We start from the raw sequence: 16,687 nt of genomic DNA on the forward strand, positions 1-16,687 counted from the left end.
TTTCAGCTCACCCTCACTCGCGGGTCGAGAACGACGACGACGATGTCGGCGAGCACCGCGCCGATCGCCGTCAGCACGGCGCCGAACGCGGCGACGGCGACGACGCCGTTGATGTCGTTGTTGTTGATGGTGTCGAGGAAGTACCGCCCCATGCCCTGCCAGGCGAAGATGCGCTCGGTCAGGATCGCGCCGGTGAAGATCGTCGGGATCGTGAAGGCGACCTGCGTCGCGACAGGGATGAGAGATGTCCGGAGGGCGTGCTTGCGGATCGCCTGAGACTTGGTCAAGCCCTTCGCGCGCGCCGTGCGCACGTAGTCGGCGTTGATGTTGTCGAGCAGGAGCGAACGCTGCAGGAAGTGGTACTGGGCGTAGCCGACGATCACGAGCGCGATCGTGGGCAGCGTCAGGTGCTGCAGCGTGTCGACCAGGACGGGGAAGAAGCCGGTGACACCGGGACTCGAGGAGCCTGTCACGTAGAAGATGCGGACGCCGGTCCACTCGTTGAGCGAGATCGCGAGAAGGACGACGGCGAGGCCCGCGACGATGATGTTCACGTTCATCGTGATGATCGAGGTCGCCTGACCGATGCGGTCGGCGAGCTTGTACTGACGAGAAGCGGTGTAGACGCCCAGCCAGATGCCGAGCACTGCGGCGATGATCGTGGCGCCGAGGACGAGCTCCGCGCTGATCCACATGCGGTAGGAGACCTGCTCGTTGACGGACTGACCGGTCGGGCTCACACCCCAGTCCCAGCGGAACAGGATGCTGCTGAACCAGTTCCACCACCGCTCGATCAGGGGAACGGTGTCGCTGAGGTTGCGCGGGGTGAGGACGTTGTCGATCTGCTCAGGCGAGAGCGGGGGACGCCGTCCCACGTAATTGCTGCGCGGATCGAGGAAGCCCCACGCCAGGAAGAACGTGAGATTCGTGGCGACCACGATCATCAGCAGCCAGCCGAGTGCTCGGCGCAGGAGGTACTTGATCAAAAGGGGTCAGTCTTTCTCTTCTACAGACGCGCTCGGGATCTGCCGACGCAACGCTGAGTCAGTTGGATACACAATCGCCATCCACCGAACTCTGCGATGCGACGACCATCACGGGGTATGTGACGGAGTCTTATCGCTTGCGGGATCCGGTGTCACGGATTTTCCCTGGCAACTTCGGGAGACTATCACCGGTATGGCCGAATCGGGGATTAGCCTCCCCTGACCGTACAATCGAGTGGACATGTCCCCACGCGCTCTCACCCCTCTTCAGCCTGCTGCGACGCCGGCTGCGCAGATCCGTAATTTCTGCATCATCGCCCACATCGACCACGGCAAGTCGACGCTCGCCGATCGCATGCTCCAGATCACCGGAGTCGTCTCCGATCGCGACATGCGCGCGCAGTACCTCGACCGCATGGATATCGAGCGTGAGCGCGGCATCACCATCAAGAGCCAGGCGGTCAGGATGCCGTGGGAACTCGATGGCCAGACCGTCGCGCTGAACATGATCGACACGCCCGGCCACGTCGACTTCACGTACGAGGTCTCGCGTTCGCTCGCGGCCTGCGAGGGAGCGATCCTGCTCGTCGACGCGGCACAGGGCATCGAGGCGCAGACGCTCGCGAACCTCTACCTCGCGCTCGAGAACGACCTCCACATCATCCCGGTGCTGAACAAGATCGATCTGCCGGCCGCCGACCCGGAGAAGTACGCGAAGGAGCTGTCCTCGCTCATCGGCGGCAAGCCCGAGGATGTCCTTCGCGTCTCCGGCAAGACCGGCGTCGGCGTCGAGGATCTGCTCGACCGACTGGTGCAGGAGATCCCCGCCCCGACCGGAGACGCGGATGCTCCGGCCCGCGCGATGATCTTCGACTCCGTGTACGACGCCTACCGCGGAGTGGTCACGTACGTGCGCATGGTGGACGGCAGCCTCTCGCCGCGCGAGCGCATCCAGATGATGTCGACCGGCGCGAACCACGAGGCGCTCGAGGTGGGCGTGTCGAGCCCAGAACCGACTCCGACCAAGGGACTCGGCGTCGGAGAGGTGGGCTATCTCATCACCGGCGTGAAGGACGTGCGTCAGTCGAAGGTCGGTGACACGATCACCACGTCCCGGAAGCCGGCCTCCGAGGCCCTTCCCGGTTACACCGACCCGAAGCCGATGGTCTTCTCGGGCCTGTACCCGATCGACGGCAGCGACTATGCGGAGCTGCGCGAGGCGCTCGACAAGCTGAAGCTCTCCGACGCCTCGCTCGTCTACGAGCCGGAGACCTCGGTCGCGCTCGGCTTCGGCTTCCGTTGCGGGTTCCTCGGGCTGCTGCACCTCGAGATCATCACCGAGCGTCTGGCCCGCGAGTTCAACCTCGACCTCATCACGACAGCGCCCAGCGTGATCTACGAGGTGCTCACGAGCGACACCGGCGAGACGGTCACCGTCACCAACCCCAGCGAGTACCCGGACGGGCGCATCGGCTCGGTGTCGGAGCCGATGGTCAAGGCCGCGATCCTGCTGCCGAAGGACTACGTCGGCACCGTGATGGAGCTGTGCCAGTCGCGCCGCGGAACGCTGCTCGGCATGGAGTACTTCTCGGAGGAGCGCGTCGAGCTGCGCTACAACATGCCCCTCGGCGAGATCGTGTTCGACTTCTTCGACCAGCTGAAGTCGAAGACCCAGGGCTACGCGTCGCTCGACTACGAACCGTCCGGCCAGCAGGAGGCCGACCTCGTCAAGGTCGACATCCTTCTCCAGGGCGAGAAGGTCGACGCCTTCAGCTCGATCGTGCACCGCGACAAGGCCTACGCCTACGGCACGATGATGGCAGAGCGCCTGCGCAAGCTCATCCCTCGCCAGCAGTTCGAGGTGCCGATCCAGGCGGCGATCGGTGCGCGCATCATCGCCCGCGAGACCATCCGTGCGATCCGCAAGGATGTGCTCGCCAAGTGCTACGGCGGTGACATCACCCGCAAGCGCAAGCTTCTCGAGAAGCAGAAGGAGGGCAAGAAGCGCATGAAGATGGTCGGCCGCGTCGAGGTCCCCCAGGAGGCGTTCATCGCCGCGCTCTCGGGCGACGTCGAAGGCAAGGACAAGAAGTAGCGACGTCTGATCGCGCCAGGGGATGTGACGTCCCGCGGCGCGTGGGGGGTGTTCGCTCAGGTAACGCGAAGTAGGGTGGAAGTCATGCGGCGCGGGACTTTCCGAGACGACACGGTGGACTATGCGGCCGTGGGTGCGACCCATGCGCCCGACCTGATGCAGTACCCACCGGAGCGCAGCATCCCGGCGGAGGAATCCTGGCGCATCGGCAGTGGGGTCGAAAGGTTCCAGACGGCTGGCGAAGCGCTTCTGTCGTGGACGGCGCAGCGTGCGGCCGGCCTTTCGGTCGAGGACGTGCGACCCGCGCCGGGACCTGCCTACGCCGGAGTGAGCTTCGACGCGGAAGGCAACCCGATCGCTCCGAGCAAGCGAGACGTCGAGCCGCGGTACGACGCCGAGGGGATGCCGTTCGTCGGGGCGGGGATGACCCTGCACCTGCGCGGACGCGTCGCCGGCATGCGCGCCGATTCCGAGCTGCGCGTGATCTCCGTCACCGAGGAGACCCGACGTGTCGGGTTCGTCCTGGGCACGGTCGGCGGATCGGTCGTCAGCGGCGAGGAGTCGTTCGACGTGGACTGGCGTGAAGACAACGACGAGGTGTGGTTCACCGTCCGGGCCTTCGATGCGCCCAACGGTCTTCTCTACCGCACGATTCCCGCGCTCGTGAAGCGTCGTCGTCGTGAGCTCTTCGCACGCTACCTCCGGGCGATCTCTCCGCTCTACGCGACCCCGCTCTGATGGCGGGACCGCTTCCCCTCGGAGATCCCGCGCCAGCGGACGGGCGCCTGCCGTCCGACCTCGCGATCGACACGGCCGTTCCGTTCTCGGCATACCTGCACATTCCGTTCTGCACGGTGCGCTGCGGGTACTGCGACTTCAACACGTACACATCCACCGAGCTGCGCGGGGCGAAGCAGGAGGACTACGCGTCCACGTTGATCTCCGAGATCGCCCTCGCCCGTCGCGTGCTGGACGACGCCGGGGCACGGCGGCCGATGGACACGGTCTTCTTCGGTGGAGGTACGCCCACCCTTCTTCCCGCGGGTGACCTCGCACGCATGCTCGACGCGGCGACCGACGCGTTCGGCCTGACCGAGGGTGCGGAGGTCACGGTGGAGGCGAACCCCGACACCGTGACACCTGAGGTGGCCCGCATTCTCGCGGATGCCGGGGTGACGAGGATGTCGGTGGGGATGCAGTCCGCCGTTCCCCACGTGCTCGCCGCGCTCGATCGCACCCATCGCCCCGAGAACGTGCGCACCGCTGTCGCCGCCGCGAAGGATGCAGGTCTCGCCGTGAGCGTCGATCTGATCTACGGCGCACCGGGGGAGTCGCTCTCCGACTGGGAGGCCTCTCTCGATGCTGCCCTCGCGCTCGAACCCGATCACATCTCCGCGTACGCGCTCATCATCGAGGACGGTACGAAGCTGGCCCGCCAGATCCGCCGCGGCGAGGTGCCGACGCCGGACGACGACCTGCAGGCCGACATGTACGAGCTCGCCGATGCGCGCCTGGCCGACGGTGGCTTCGACTGGTACGAGGTGAGCAACTGGGCGCGCACGCCTGATCGCCGGTCGCGGCACAACCTCGCGTACTGGCGGGGGAGCGACTGGTGGGGCTTCGGTCCTGGTGCGCACAGCCACGTCGCCGGCCTGCGGTGGTGGAACGTGAAGCACCCGGCCGCGTACGCGCAGCGTCTCTCGGCATCCGAGTCTCCGGCAGCCGGCACCGAGCGCCCGGACGAGGAGTCGCGCACGCTCGAGCGCATCCTGCTGCTCAGTCGTATCCGTGAGGGCATCGCCGTCGACGACGTGCCGAGTGCGAACCGGAGCAGGGTCGCCGGGCTCATGGCCGACGGGCTCGTCGACCCCGTTGCAGCGCTGCAGGGGCGCATCCAACTGACACTGCGGGGCCGTCTTCTCGCGGATGCCGTGGTCCGCCAGCTGACCGACTGATTCCTTCTCGGAATCATCCGGGAAGCAGATCCATGCCCGCTGTCCGCCGCTGCGTCACCGTCGCGCTGTCCGCATCGAAGACACGCGTCCGGCGGTCCGGCCCATAGGCGGGCCACCCGGGGTCTCCGGCGGTCGCGAACCCGACCCAGGCGGCGTTCATCTCGGCGGCGAGCCGGCGCGGAGCATCGGGACCCGCCAGTCGCTCGGCCTCGGCATCATCGAGCCGATCGAACACGAACCCGAGCTCGAGTGCGTGGGCCGCCCGCAGGTCACGCACCGGACTCGGCCAGGCGAACTCGTAGACGTAGGTCGTGTCCGGGTGGGCCGCCGCCACACGGCTGAGGGGCGCACGCAGCATCATGTCCGTGACGAGCTGCCCGAAGATCTCCCCGGTGATCGCGTCGGGGAATGCGGATCGGTACGCGGTCACCGCGCGCCGGGGGATGCGTGACAGCAGCCGTGCGGCCTGCAGCTTCATCCCGCCGATGGCGGCCAGCGCCTCCGGCGGGAACCAGAGCCGATACTCGTCGGTGTTGCTGCCGATGAGGAGCGGGGTGTCGATCTCCCCGAGCACCTCATGCGGCGAGCGGGGAAGGCTCTCGGCGTCGATCGCGAACTGGAACCCCGGTGCCCCGCCGAGGGGTGACGATCCCGCCGATTGCGCCGTGCGTGCGTCCAGCAGCTGGTCGGGTGTCAGCGCGGCGAAGGCCTCACGGTCGGCCCGCACACCGAGTCGCTTCGCGATCTGCGCGGTCACTCTTCCTGCCTTCCGCGCGGTCTGGGCGCGAAGTGGGCCGGACTCGATGATCGCGCGGCCGATCAGTTCACGGGAGGTGTCCCGCGCGAGGAGACCGGCCACGATCGCGCCACCGGCCGACTCGCCCATGGCGGTGATCTGCGCCGAGTCGCCGCCGAACGCCTGGACCTCTCGGTGCACCCACTCCAAAGCGGCGGCGGCATCGCGCAGGCCGAGATTCCGCGGGGCGCCGTCCAGCACCGAGAAGCCCTCCGAACCGAGTCGGTAGTTGATCGAGACGAAGACGAGGCCTGCCGCGGCGAACACGGTGCCGTCGTACAGCGGCAGCGCGGCGGTCCCTCGCTCGAGCGCGCCGCCGTGGATCCAGAGCAGGACGGGCGCGCCAGAGGCATCAGCGGGAGCCCACACGTTCGCGGTGAGGATGTCGTCGCCGTCGATGCGCACAGATCCCAGCAGCTCGCCGATCGCTCCGGCGTAGGGGACCTGGGGTGGTGTCGGCCCGAACTGCGTCGCCTCTCGCACGCCCTCCCAGGCCGGGACGGGTTGCGGTGCGCGGAAGCGGTTCTCCCCGAACGGCGCCTGGGCATAGGGAATGCCGAGGTAGCGGACCACCCCGGCCTCCTCGGTGCCGCGGACGAGGCCGTTCGACAGGGTGGCCTGGGGTGAGGTGGTCATGAGCGTCATCCTAGGGTCGTGCGTCCGCGGTACGGAGAATCCCGAGCTGCACGGGGTAGGATTGGCACTCTGAACGTCCGAGTGCCAGCGGAAGGGAAGGGCGATGGTCACAGAGCGAGGACTCCAGGTTCTCCGAGCGATCGTGCAGGACTACGTCGAGACCCACGAACCCGTCGGCAGCCGCTCCATCGTCGACCGGCACTCGTTCGGCGTCTCGGCGGCGACGATCCGCAACGACATGGCGCTGCTCGAGGACGAAGAGCTCATCACGGCTCCGCACACCTCGTCCGGCCGTGTGCCCACCGACAAGGGCTATCGCGTCTTCGTGAACCACCTCGCCCAGCTGCGACCGCTCTCGTCGGCTCAGCGCTCGGCGATCGAGTCCTTCCTCGGCGAGCCGGCCGACCTCGACGACCTGATGGCGCGAACGGTGCGGGTGCTGACACAGCTGACCGGCCAGGTCGCGCTCGCCCAGTACCCCTCGTTCGCCCGCGCGCATGTCACGCACGTCGAGCTGGTCGCGCTCGCGCCGAACCGGCTTCTGATCGTGCTCGTGACCGATGCCGGCGGGGTCTCGCAGCGTATGGCCGTCCTCCCGGAGCCGATCGACGACGCTGACATGGCTGTGCTGCGCGCACGGCTGTCCGCGTCGATCACCGGTCAGGGCATCGGGGAGGCATCCGATCGGCTGCAGGCGTTGCTGGTCGCCGAGGAGAAGCCCCAGGATGCCGTGCTGCGCACGCTTGCTGCGGTGATCGTCGACGAACTCGGAGGGTTCCGCCAGGAGCGGTTGGTGATGGCGGGAGCGGCGACCCTCGCGCGCCGGGAGCAGGACTTCCGCGGCAGCATCCACCCCCTCCTCGAAGCCATCGAGGAACAGGTGACGCTCCTGCGTCTGATGAGCGAGATGGTGACTGACGAGCACGGACTCGCCGCGAGCATCGGCACGGAGAACGCCCCGTTCGGCCTGGGCGAGGCGTCGATCGTCGCCAGCAACTACGCCGCCCCGAGCGGCACGGCGCGCGTCGGAGTGATGGGACCGACGCGCATGGACTACCCGAGCAACCTCGCCGCAGCGCGGGCCGTGGCCCGCTACCTGTCGCGGATGCTCGATGAAGACGAGGCCGGCCGCTGACGCGGTCGCCACCGAGACACACGCAAGAAAGGCGATTGTGGCGGACCACTATGAGGTTCTCGGGGTGTCCCGAGACGCTTCCACCGATGAGATCAAGAAGGCGTACCGGCGCCTCGCCCGGCAGCTGCACCCGGATGTGAACCCGGGAGAGGACGCGGCGGAGAAGTTCAAGCTCGTCACGCATGCGTACGACGTGCTCAGCGACGACGACTCCCGCCGGCGCTATGACATGGGCGGCGGAGACGGTGCGGCAGGGAACTTCGGCGGCTTCGGCGGTTTCGGCGACATCTTCGAGACGTTCTTCGGGGCCTCGCAGGGCGGCGGACGTGGCGCGCGTCCGCGTTCGCGTCGCGAGCGTGGCCAGGACGCCCTCGTCCGCGTGACCCTCGACCTCGGCGATGTGGTGTTCGGTGCGCACCGCGACATCGACGTCGACACCGCGGTGCTGTGCGAGACGTGTCAGGGATCCTGCTGCCAAGAGGGCACCTCTCCGGTCACCTGCGACATCTGCGGTGGCTCCGGTCACGTGCAGCGTCAGGTGCGCAGCCTGCTCGGCAACGTCGTGACCTCTCAGCCCTGCGGCACGTGCGAGGGCTACGGCACGACGATCCCTTACCCCTGCGGCACGTGCGGTGGCCAGGGCCGCGTGCGTTCGCGCCGTACCGTATCGCTCGACATCCCGGCCGGCGTCGAGACGGGGCTCCGTCTGCAGCTTCCCGGTTCCGGCGAGGTCGGCAAGGCGGGCGGACCGAACGGAGACCTGTACGTCGAGGTGACGGTCAACCCGCACGCGGCGTTCAGCCGTGAGGGGGACGACCTGCTCGCCACGCTCGAGGTGTCGATGACGGATGCGATCCTCGGCACGGAGACGAAGATCCAGGGACTGGACGGTGAGGTGGACCTCGAGATCCGTGCCGGTGTGCAGTCCGGCGACGTGCTCACGATCAAGGGCCGCGGCATCACGCCGCTCCGAGGGACGCAGCGCGGCGATCTGCGGGTCGGCGTGCAGGTGCTGACCCCGACCAGGTTGGACTCCGCGCAGCGGGCCCTGATCGAGGACTTCGCCAAGAAGACGAAGTCGCCGGAGCCCCAGCTCGCGCAGTTCCAACAGGGACTGTTCTCGAAGCTCCGCGACCGCTTCCGCAGCCACTGACCATGGCCCTGCATTTCCTCGTCGACTCGTCGACCGATGCCGGAGTCGGCGACATCGTGTCGTTGACCGGAGCCGAAGCCAAGCACGCGGCCGTCGTACGACGGCTTCGCGTCGGCGAGGCCGTCACGGTCGGCGACGGTGCCGGAGTGTGGTTGGCCGGTGTCGCCGAGGAGGTGTCGCCCGCTCGCGTCGACGTGCGCATCGCAGAGCGCGTCGAGCGTCCCGCGCCCCGTCCGCGGATCGTCCTGGTGCAGGCGCTCGCGAAGGGCGATCGCGATGAGCTCGCCGTACAGGCCGCGTGCGAGCTCGGCGTCGACGAGATCGTGCCCTGGCAGGCGAGTCGCAGCGTGTCGCGCTGGGAAGGTCCGAAGGCGGTGAAGGGGAGGGAGCGCTGGGCGAGCATCGTGCGCGAGGCCGCGAAGCAGGCGCACCGCGCGTGGGTCCCGGAGGTGGTCGCGCCGGTCTCGACGAAGCAGCTCGCCGAGCGCGTCAGCTCGCAGCGTGTTCTGCTCCTCGACCCGACGGCCCCCGTGCGGTTGTCCGAGATCGTGACGGACGGCCGTGACCTGGTGCTCGTGGTTGGGCCGGAAGGCGGGATCTCCGAAGAGGAGCTCCACCGCCTGACGGAGGCGGGGGCCGAGCGCGTGCTCCTGGGCGATACCGTGCTGCGCACCTCGACGGCAGGGCCTGCCGCGATCGCCGTGCTGTCGGTCGCACTCGGACGATGGTGAACGCGACTCGCCCGCCTGCCCACGCGCACCGGACTGCGAGCGTGCTGTGGTCAGTAGACTTGACGGCATGACGGAACCCTCGATCTTCACGCGCATTCTGAACGGGGAGATCCCTGCCGAGATCATCGGCGAGACCGACCGCCTCTTCGCTCTGCGCGACATCGCGCCGCAGGCGCCCGTGCATCTGCTCGTGGTGCCGAAGACCGCGGAGTACCGCGACGTGACCGAGCTCGCTGCCGGGGATGCCACTCTGCTGGCGGACATGATCGCCTTCGCGGGGGAGCTCGCCGCGGAGCACACCGAAGACGGCGACTTCCGCCTCGTCTTCAACACCGGCGCGAACGCCGGGCAGACCGTGTTCCACGTCCACGCGCATGTGCTGGGCGGCGGATTGACCGAGAAGAGCGTCGGTGCCTGAGAACCACGAACCCCAGGAGCGCAGCCGGGGAGGTCAGCCTCCCGAGGCCGTCGAGAAGATCTACGCCGACGGCGTCGCGATGGTGCAGCTGCTCGGGCCCCAGGACCGGCTTCTGCGGATGCTCGAGAAGGAGCACCCCGGCGTCCAGGTGCTCGTGCGCGGCAACGAGATCACGCTCGGCGGCAGCACCGATGCGGTCGCGAAGGCGAAAGCACTGGTCGACGAGCTCCTCGCCATGACGAGGGCGGGGCACGACCTGGCCCCGAGCGATGTGTCGAGCTCCGCGCGCATGCTGCGCCAGGAGGGCGGACCGCGTCCGAGCGAGGTGCTGGGCGAGGCGATCCTGACCACCCGCGGCAAGGTGATCCGTCCGAAGACCCTCGGTCAGAAGGAGTACGTCGACGCGATCGAGGAGAACACGATCGTGTTCGGCATCGGTCCCGCCGGTACGGGCAAGACCTATCTCGCGATGGCGAAGGCGGTGCAGGCCCTGCAGCGCAAGGAAGTGACCCGCATCATCCTCACCCGTCCCGCCGTCGAGGCGGGGGAGCGGCTCGGGTTCCTCCCCGGCACCCTCACGGACAAGATCGATCCGTACCTGCGCCCGCTGTACGACGCGCTGAACGAGATGATGGACCCCGAGATCGTGCCGCGACTGATGGCGACGGGCACGATCGAAGTCGCCCCGCTCGCCTACATGCGCGGCCGCACCCTCAACGACTCCTTCGTGGTGCTCGATGAGGCGCAGAACACGACTCCCGAGCAGATGAAGATGTTCCTCACGCGCCTCGGCTTCGGCACGCGGATGGTCGTCACCGGCGACATCACGCAGGTCGATCTTCCGCAAGGTGCATCCGGTCTCCGTCTGGTCACCCGTGTGCTCGACGGAATCGACGACATCCATTTCTCCCGCCTCACCAGCGATGACGTGGTGCGCCACTCGCTCGTCGGCCGCATCGTCGACGCGTACAGCGAGTACGACGAGAAGCGCACCGCGCAGCGGTTCGAGCGCGAACAGGCGGCCGAGTTCGCCAATCGTGCCGAGCGCCGAGGAGCGCAACGACCAGGACCGCGTGATCGCGCCCCGAAACGAGGACTCTCATGATCGAGATCAACAACGAGTCGGCCATCGACGTCGATGAGACCGTGCTGCAGCGACTGACCGACTTCAACCTCGCACAGCTCCACGTGAGCCCGGACGCCGAGGTGGCGATCGTTCTCGTCGACGAGGGCGCCATGGAGGCTCTTCACGTGCAGTGGATGGATGAGCCCGGTCCCACGGACGTGCTGAGCTTCCCGATGGACGAGCTGCGCCCCGGTACCGAGGATCGCCCGACCGCTCCCGGTCTGCTCGGCGACATCGTCCTCTGCCCGCAGGTCGCGGAAGCGCAGGCGCAGGCCGCAGGACACACTCTGATGGACGAGCTGATCCTGCTGACCACGCACGGGTTGCTTCACCTTCTCGGATTCGATCATGCCGAACCTGACGAGGAGCGTGAGATGTTCGGGCTGCAGAAGGAACTGATCCAGGGCTTCGCCGCAGCTGAACGCCGGCGATGACCGCGGCTCTCCTGCTGATCGCCGCCGTGCTGCTGGTGGCCTTCGGCGGTCTCATGTCCGCGATCGATGCGGCATACGGTGTCACGTCACGGGCGGGTCTGGCCGACATGGCGACGGAAGGGCGCAGGGCCAAGGCTCTGGGTCGCATCGCCGCGGACCTCGATGCGCACGTGAACGCCGTGGCGTTCATCCGCGTGCTGGCAGAGGTCACGGCCGCCGTGCTCGTGACGGTGGCGTTCACCATCCTGATCGAGAACAACTGGTGGGCGATGCTCGCCGCCGCCCTGTTGATGACGGCGATCACCTTCGTTCTCGTGGGAGCGAGCCCGCGCTCGTTCGGGCGCCAGCATGCTGAGGGCATGATCCGCGGCACGGCGTCGGTCGTGCGTGGACTCCGTATCTTCCTGGGCCCCCTTGCTCAGGGACTCGTCGTGCTCGGCAACCGCGTCACGCCGGGTACCGGCCGCAGCTCGTTCACCAGTGAGGACCAGCTGCTCAGCATGGTCGACGAGGCGGCGTCGAACGACCTCATCGAGGAGGACGACCGCGATCTCATCCACTCGGTGTTCGACTTCACCGATCAGTTCGTCCGCGCCGTGATGGTGCCCCGCACCGAGATGGTGACCGTCGATGCCACGGCGACGACGGATGAGGCCATGTCGCTGTTCCTGAACCGCGGTGTGTCGCGCATGCCCGTCGTCGATGACGATGCGGACGACGTCGTCGGCGTGCTCTATCTCAAGGACCTCGTGCAGTTCGCCTATCGTGACGACAGCGCGTGGCGCGCGGCCTCGATCCGGCCGATCGCGCGCCCTGCGACCTTCGTCCCCGAGTCGATGCGCGCCGAGACCCTCCTCCAGCAGATGAAGCGCGACGCCGTGCATGTGTGTCTGGTGATCGACGAGCACGGCGGGATCTCGGGCTTGGTGACGCTGGAGGACTTGATCGAGGAACTCGTCGGCGAGATCTCGGACGAGTACGATCAGGTGTCGGCGGAGTTCGTCGATCTCGGTCACGGACGATACCGCGTGAGCTCCCGTCTCTCGCTCGAGGACGTCGGCGATCTCTTCGGTCTCGAGCTCGAGGACGAGGATGTCGACTCGATCGGTGGGCTGCTCGGCAAAGCGCTGGGACAGGTTCCGCAGCCCGGTGCAACGGCTACCGTGGAAGGTTTGGTTCTCACGGGCGGCGCATCGCGCGGCCGTGGCAGAGGTATCGCGACGGTGTTCGTGGAACGTGCGGCGGGGGAACCCGACGCTTCGCAGGATGAAGGAGATCGAGACGATGACTGACGATACTCGAAGCGGGTTCGTGACATTCGTCGGCCGCCCCAACGTCGGGAAGTCGACGCTGACGAACGCCCTCGTCGGCGAGAAGATCGCCATCACCAGCGAGAAGCCGCAGACCACGCGTCGGGCGATCCGCGGCATCGTGAACCGTCCCGAGGGTCAGCTCGTCATCGTGGACACCCCTGGAATCCACAAGCCGCGCACGCTGCTCGGCGAGCGGCTGAACGATCTCGTCGAGCAGGTGCTGGGCGACGTCGACGTCATCGGCTTCTGCGTGCCCGCGAACGAGAAGGTCGGTCCGGGGGATCGACGGATCGCCGCCTCGCTCGATGGCTACCCGCGTGCGAAGAAGATCGCGATCGTGACGAAGATGGACGCTGCCGCTCGTGATGAGGTCACCGAGCGGCTCCTGGAGGTCGATTCGCTGCGTGAGGACTGGGCCGCTGTCATCCCGCTGTCCGCCCTGACGCGCGAGCAGCTCGACGTGCTCTCGGACGAGATCCTGACGCTGATGCCCAAGGGGCCGGCACTCTATCCGGAGGGCATCACGACGGACGAGTCGCAGGAGGATCGGATCGCCGAGATGATCCGAGAGGGCGCCCTGGAGGGGGTGCGTGACGAGCTCCCGCACTCGATCGCCGTCGTCATCGACGACATCGCGCCCCGTGAGGGCACGGACCTCACCGACGTGCACGCCTCGATCGTGGTCGAGCGCGACAGTCAGAAGGCGATCATCATCGGGCATAAGGGCAAGCGACTCAGCGAGGTGGGGGCGCGAGCGCGCGTCGGCATCGAGGAGCTGCTCGGCACGCGCGTCTTCCTCGGGCTGCATGTGAAGGTCGCGAAGGAATGGCAGCGCGATCCGAAGCAGCTCGGCAGGCTCGGATTCTGAGATGACATCCGGCATCACGTCGATGGCGGCGGGCAGGCCGCCGACCCCGGCGACATGAGTGGTCGCAGCGAAGACCCGAATCCGCTGCGCAACGAGGTCTTCACCCGAGTGTTCGATGAGCACTGGGCAGCAGTGCGGCATCACATCGAGGGCGTCGTCGGCGCGCAGGACGAGGTCACCGAGATCGTCTCCGAAGTGTTCCTGCTCGCCTGGACCAAGCTCAGACCTGCACGACCGCCGAGCCGTGTCTGGCTGTTGCGGGCGACGGATCGGCGGCTGCGGGCTCGTTCCGGCCGGGCGTCGACGCCCTACGGTGCGCTCGACGCTGTGCATCTGGGGCTCTCCGGCGAAGAGGGCGGACCGGATCAGCACAGTCGCCTCGCGGTCCTGCGGGCTTTGGCTGTCCTCACTCCAGGTCAGAGGCGTATCATCATGCTCACGTACTGGGACGGACTCACGGTGGGGGAGATCGCGGAGTTGTTGCGCGCTTCCGAGTTGCGAGTGCGGAAGACGCTGGGACGCGCGCAGGATCGCCTGTGTGCGGAGCTGGGCCTGGAGGGGCGGACGACGGGTGATGACTGACAACGCCGTGCTCGAACGGATGCTGAGCGATGCCGATCCCGCACCGACTCCACGTGACGCTGCGCCCGACGCGCGGGCCCTCGCGACTCGCGACCGCATCCTCCGCACGAGCACCGCACCGAGGCGTCGCCGTCGGCGTGCACTCGGCTGGGCTTCCGGTCTGACCGCGGTCGCAGCCTCGACGGCTCTGGCCTTCGCCGTACTCTCCCCGCAGGGGGCGGCGGTGGCCGGGATGCCGTCACCGCTCGAGTTCGACGGCTCGGTCACTGTCGCTCAGGTCGTCGACGGGGCCGAAGCGAGCCTCGCCGAGAGCCCCGGTCCCGGTGAGCCGGTGCGATCGGTCAGGACCGCCTCATGGGGGTTCAACGTCGAGGTCGATTCGAAGACCACGACCGTCGTTCCCCAGCTTTCGACGCTCACGTGGGAACCGGACGGGTCCGGACGTGCGACCACCATCGACGGAGTTCCGTACGACCCCTCGGATGCGGCGGCGAGCAATGCTGCAGAGGTCACCAGCAGCGGAAGAGTGGTCAACGATCTGGTGATGGCACCGGGGGACTTCACCACTCCCTGGACCGCTGTGCCCGGTGAGGCGCACGACGACATGGTGGCGATGCTCCGTGCGTTCGGCATGCCGGACGACCCGACGGCATTCGACGTGGAGACCGCATTCACCTCCGTCCTCGGCCAATGGACGTTGACGAATGCGCAGCACCGCGAGCTGCTGCTCCTCCTCGAGGAGGCCGGCGGCGGTCAGGCGCTCGGAACGACGACGGATCGGCTGGGGCGACCCGTCGACGGTATCCGTGTGCAGTCGCCCGACGGGGCGGTGAGCGACGTGGTCCTGGTGTCCCGCGACACGGGGAGGATCGTCGGAGTGGAGCGTACCGTTCTGATCGCCGACGAGCTCTTCGCGGCAGGCTCGATCATCTCGTATCAGATGTGGGACGTGGAGGAGGATGTGTTCCGATGAAGCGCTCGACTGCTCTCGCGGCGATCGTCCTCGGGCTGCTCGTCGCCTTCGGAGCGACTCCGGCGATGGCCGCAGACCCGAGCGATCGTGAGGTCGATCCTGCCGTCGCCGCCATGCTTGAAGAGGTGCCGGGCGGCATCGTCATCGATGCGACGCGAGCGGTGTGGCCCGATCTCGGCATGGAGCTGCAGATCGTCGGCGCGTCCAGCATCTCCGCGCGCACAGTCGGCGGCTGCGCGACCGGCAAGACCTGCGCATTCAATCTCGCGTCACTCGGCGGGAGCATCCTGAGCTTCAGCTCGTGCAGCGTCAACGCCGTGCCTGCGAGCTTCGTGACCAGGTCAGCGGCGAATGCACGGACCTCCGGCTACATGCAGGCGCGAAACGGATCATCGGTGCTCGCCACCATCTACGCGGGCAACTGGTCCAACGTATCGGGCACCGTCACGAACCTGCGTTGCGTCCTCTGAGAAGCATCGCGCACCGTGGCCTCGACTGATCCGTTCCGCGCGTGGCAGTGGACCGCGCCGGTGTGGGGCCCGCCCGAGACCTGGGCGTTCGTCGAGCATGAGCTGCGCACTCCCGAACCCGGCGAGGTCACGATCCGTGTCCGCGCCGCGGGGGTGAACCCCGCAGACGCGAAGCATGTCGCGGCTCCCCGCACGGGCATCGAGCTGCCCGTCCCGATCGGGTATGAGGTCTCGGGGGAGATCTCGGCCATCGGCGCGGACACCAGGACAGGCTCGGGGGCCGTCGACATCGGCGACGAGGTCATCGCCTTCCGCGTGCGCGGGGGCTACGCGACCGAGATCACCGTGCCCGCCGAGAAAGTGTTCGCCAAGCCGTCGACGCTCACGCGCCCAGAGGCCGCGAATCTGCTGCTCGTCGGCACCACGGCCGCAGAGATGCTCGCCGTCACCGCTGCGGCACCAGGGGAGACGATCCTTCTCCACGGCGCGTCCGGCGCCGTCGGAGTGAGCGTGCTGCAGCAGGCGCGGCTCCGCGGCATCTGCGTCATCGGAACGGCGAGCCCATCCCGCTTCGGCGAAGTCCGAAGGTTCGGGGGCGTCCCTGTGGAGTACGGCCCCGGGCTCTCCGGCCGAGTCCGCGACCTTGCGGATGTTCCGATCGCTGCGGCTTTGGACACGGCGGGAACTCGGGAAGCCATGGACGCGTCCCTCGAACTCGTCGCCGACCGTCGACGGATCGTCACGATCGCCGCCGCGGGTCGCGCGGAGGATGACGGCATCCTCTTCATTGCCGGGTCGATGCCTCAGAGCGCCCGCTTCCGCGACGAGGTGCGGGGAGAGTTGGTCGCGCTGGCACAGAACGGCGATCTCGTGGTCCCTCTGGCCCGAACGTTCCCCCTGGCCGACGCACCGGCGGCGCATCGGCTTCTCGCCACCGGCCATCCCGGCGGCAAGATCGCTCTGATCCCCTAGTGCAGGGGCGTTGTCTGTCCGATGTGTGTCCGCTGCTTCAGCGT

Annotated in this window: 17 protein-coding genes; 15 read left to right on the forward strand and 2 right to left on the reverse strand. The window is 67.9% G+C overall.

All coding sequences use genetic code 11. The annotated features are described in order from the left end of the window. Window positions 1–2: 2 nt before the first annotated feature. Window positions 3–986 carry an ABC transporter permease gene (locus GLO27_RS05410; protein WP_021198561.1) on the reverse strand — a complete coding sequence of 328 codons (984 nt, stop codon included), beginning with the start codon at window positions 984–986 and terminating at the stop codon, window positions 3–5. Window positions 987–1,227: 241 nt separating this feature from the next. Between GLO27_RS05410 and lepA the strand changes: the two genes are divergently transcribed. From lepA to hemW, 3 genes are all read left to right on the forward strand, one after another. After that, complete coding sequence (lepA, locus tag GLO27_RS05415) at window positions 1,228–3,081, forward strand: translation elongation factor 4 (protein WP_167253950.1); 1,854 nt, start codon at window positions 1,228–1,230, stop codon at window positions 3,079–3,081. A gap of 84 nt (window positions 3,082–3,165) precedes the next feature. Beyond that, window positions 3,166–3,819: a DUF1990 family protein gene (locus tag GLO27_RS05420; RefSeq protein WP_017830360.1), complete on the forward strand. Its 654-nt coding sequence runs from the start codon at window positions 3,166–3,168 to the stop codon at window positions 3,817–3,819. Next, window positions 3,819–5,036 (forward strand): radical SAM family heme chaperone HemW, encoded by a 1,218-nt coding sequence (gene hemW / locus GLO27_RS05425; RefSeq protein WP_167253953.1) that lies wholly within the window; start codon window positions 3,819–3,821, stop codon window positions 5,034–5,036. Before GLO27_RS05420 ends, hemW begins: the two co-directional genes overlap by 1 nt. Before the next feature lie 13 nt (window positions 5,037–5,049). Here the strand turns inward: hemW and GLO27_RS05430 are convergent, their stop codons facing one another. After that, window positions 5,050–6,468, reverse strand: a complete 1,419-nt coding sequence (locus GLO27_RS05430) for a carboxylesterase family protein (protein WP_243844748.1) — start codon at window positions 6,466–6,468, stop codon at window positions 5,050–5,052. A 103-nt stretch (window positions 6,469–6,571) separates the two neighbouring features. On the opposite strand from GLO27_RS05430, the gene hrcA reads away from it, so the two are divergent. The 12 genes from hrcA to GLO27_RS05490 all read left to right on the forward strand — a co-directional run bounded on the left by hrcA (window position 6,572) and on the right by GLO27_RS05490 (window position 16,643). Continuing rightward, complete coding sequence (gene hrcA / locus GLO27_RS05435; RefSeq protein WP_029260211.1) at window positions 6,572–7,603, forward strand: heat-inducible transcriptional repressor HrcA; 1,032 nt, start codon at window positions 6,572–6,574, stop codon at window positions 7,601–7,603. 37 nt (window positions 7,604–7,640) lie between these two features. After that, on the forward strand, window positions 7,641–8,756 hold the full coding sequence (gene dnaJ, locus GLO27_RS05440) for a molecular chaperone DnaJ (protein WP_029260212.1): 1,116 nt from the start codon (window positions 7,641–7,643) through the stop codon (window positions 8,754–8,756). 2 nt (window positions 8,757–8,758) lie between these two features. Next, window positions 8,759–9,487 carry a 16S rRNA (uracil(1498)-N(3))-methyltransferase gene (locus GLO27_RS05445; protein ID WP_167253957.1) on the forward strand — a complete coding sequence of 243 codons (729 nt, stop codon included), beginning with the start codon at window positions 8,759–8,761 and terminating at the stop codon, window positions 9,485–9,487. 67 nt (window positions 9,488–9,554) lie between these two features. Further along, entirely contained in the window at window positions 9,555–9,905 is a 351-nt protein-coding gene (locus GLO27_RS05450) for a histidine triad nucleotide-binding protein (protein ID WP_021198568.1), read from the forward strand. Between the two features lie 79 nt (window positions 9,906–9,984). After that, on the forward strand, window positions 9,985–11,010 hold the full coding sequence (locus tag GLO27_RS05455) for a PhoH family protein (protein WP_208323627.1): 1,026 nt from the start codon (window positions 9,985–9,987) through the stop codon (window positions 11,008–11,010). After that, window positions 11,007–11,465 carry an rRNA maturation RNase YbeY gene (gene ybeY, locus GLO27_RS05460; protein WP_021198570.1) on the forward strand — a complete coding sequence of 153 codons (459 nt, stop codon included), beginning with the start codon at window positions 11,007–11,009 and terminating at the stop codon, window positions 11,463–11,465. Before GLO27_RS05455 ends, ybeY begins: the two co-directional genes overlap by 4 nt. Continuing rightward, the gene (locus tag GLO27_RS05465; protein ID WP_021198571.1) at window positions 11,462–12,757 is read left to right on the forward strand and encodes a hemolysin family protein; all 1,296 of its coding nucleotides are present in this window, start codon (window positions 11,462–11,464) and stop codon (window positions 12,755–12,757) included. Before ybeY ends, GLO27_RS05465 begins: the two co-directional genes overlap by 4 nt. After that, window positions 12,750–13,646 (forward strand): GTPase Era, encoded by an 897-nt coding sequence (gene era / locus GLO27_RS05470; protein WP_167253958.1) that lies wholly within the window; start codon window positions 12,750–12,752, stop codon window positions 13,644–13,646. The genes GLO27_RS05465 and era overlap by 8 nt, the downstream gene beginning before the upstream one ends. Before the next feature lie 54 nt (window positions 13,647–13,700). Next, window positions 13,701–14,228: a sigma-70 family RNA polymerase sigma factor gene (locus tag GLO27_RS05475; RefSeq protein WP_167253960.1), complete on the forward strand. Its 528-nt coding sequence runs from the start codon at window positions 13,701–13,703 to the stop codon at window positions 14,226–14,228. Beyond that, entirely contained in the window at window positions 14,221–15,201 is a 981-nt protein-coding gene (locus GLO27_RS05480; protein WP_021198574.1) for a hypothetical protein, read from the forward strand. Before GLO27_RS05475 ends, GLO27_RS05480 begins: the two co-directional genes overlap by 8 nt. Further along, on the forward strand, window positions 15,198–15,671 hold the full coding sequence (locus GLO27_RS05485) for a hypothetical protein (protein ID WP_167253962.1): 474 nt from the start codon (window positions 15,198–15,200) through the stop codon (window positions 15,669–15,671). Before GLO27_RS05480 ends, GLO27_RS05485 begins: the two co-directional genes overlap by 4 nt. Window positions 15,672–15,731: 60 nt before the next feature. Next, entirely contained in the window at window positions 15,732–16,643 is a 912-nt protein-coding gene (locus tag GLO27_RS05490; RefSeq protein ID WP_292775348.1) for an NADP-dependent oxidoreductase, read from the forward strand. The last annotated feature ends 44 nt before the right edge of the window (window positions 16,644–16,687 follow it).

This window comes from Microbacterium sp. Be9 (genome assembly GCF_011754135.1).
Lineage (GTDB): Bacteria > Actinomycetota > Actinomycetes > Actinomycetales > Microbacteriaceae > Microbacterium > Microbacterium maritypicum_A.